This window comes from Nguyenibacter vanlangensis, from assembly GCF_013376155.1.
Taxonomy (GTDB): Bacteria; Pseudomonadota; Alphaproteobacteria; order Acetobacterales; family Acetobacteraceae; genus Gluconacetobacter; species Gluconacetobacter vanlangensis.
Map to the genome: position 1 here is coordinate 1 of NZ_JABXXP010000644.1, position 1568 is coordinate 1568.

Genomic DNA, 1568 nt, shown 5'->3' on the forward strand with positions numbered 1-1568 from the left:
GACCGGTCCGTTCGACGGCGGCACGGTGCGGCAGATCGCCCAGTCCCTGTCGCGCCGCCCCTACCGCGCGCCCGATCAGGCCCTGCCGGCGGCGATCGACAAGCTGAATTTCGACCAGTACCGCGCGATCGCCTACCGGCCCGACCAGGCGCTGTGGCACGGCCAGAACCTGGCCTTCGACGTCGAATTCTTCCCGCGCGGCTTCCTGTACCGCCCGCGGATCGAGATCTATGAGGTCGTGGACGGCAAGGCGGCGCCGGTGCCCTATAATCCCGACCTGTTCAGCTACGGCGACCCCGCCCTGCGCGTGACCGACGATCTGGGCTTCGCCGGGCTGCGCCTGCGCTATGCCATCAACACGCCGGGCGTGATGGAGGAATTCTGCGTCTTCCTCGGCGCATCCTATTTCCGCGCGGTGGCCAAGGGGCAGAATTACGGCCTGTCGGCGCGCGGCTTCGCCGACGGCACCGGCAACCCGAAGGGCGAGGAATTCGCCCTGTTCCGCGCCTTCTGGCTGGAACGGCCGCAGCCGGGCGTCGATGCCGTGGTGGTGCACGCGCTGCTGGACAGCCCCTCGGTGGCCGGGGCGTTCAGCTTCACCATCCGCCCCGGCGAGATGACGACCTTCGACGTGCAATCCTCCCTCTATCCCCGCGCGGCGATCGCCGAACCCGGGATCGCGCCGCTGACGGGCATGTTCTATTTCGACGCCAACGACCGCAACCATGTCGATGACTGGCGCCCCGCCGCGCATGACAGCGAGGCCCTGTCGATCTGGACCGGCAGCGGCCAGCAATTATGGCGGCCGCTGCGCAACCCGCAGGATCTGCAATTCTCGGCCTTCTCCGACGATTCGCTGCGCGGCTTCGGGCTGATGCAGCGCAAGCGCGCCTTCGCCGATTTCGAGGACCTGGCCCTGAATTACGAAAAACGGCCCTCGCTGTGGATCGAACCGGTGGGCGACTGGGGCGCCGGCGCGGTCGACCTGGTCGAAATCCCCACGCCGAACGAGGTCAACGACAACATCGTCTCGTTCTGGCGCCCCAAGGGCGGCCTGACAGCCGGGCGGGAATACACCTTCACCTATCGCATGTATTGGGGATGGGACTCGCCCTGGCCGACCAGGCTGGCCCGCGTGGCCGCGACCCGGGTCGGCGCGGTGACCGACGACAAGACCGCCCGCTTCTTCGACATCGATTTCGACGGGGCGCCGTTCGCCAACCTGCCGCCGGACGCCAAATTCCATCTCGTCCCCAGCAGTTCGGCCGGCACGATCCGCAACGTGGTGGTCGAACCGAACCCGAATATCCACGGCTGGCGCACCACCTTCGAATTCGTGCCGGGCGACGCCAGGATCGCCGAACTCAGTTGCGTCCTGGCCAATGACGCCGGACCGGTCTCCGAACAATGGACCTATCGATGGACGCCCTAGACACCGCTCAACACCCCGGGCCGCACCCTGGGCCGCACCCTGGGCCGGGGGCCGCGCCCCAGGGCCTGCCGGACGGGTTCCCCGCCCTGCCGGACGAATCCCCCCTGCGGATGGACGTCCAGTCGCTGTCCGCCTG

1 protein-coding gene is annotated in these 1568 nt (G+C 68.3%); it reads left to right on the forward strand.

What is annotated here, in order from left to right; genetic code table 11:
• On the forward strand, positions 1–1432 hold a 1432-nt coding region (locus tag HUK84_RS17580), incomplete at its 5' end, for a glucan biosynthesis protein (RefSeq protein ID WP_176641407.1).
• Between the last annotated feature and the right edge of the window lie 136 nt (positions 1433–1568).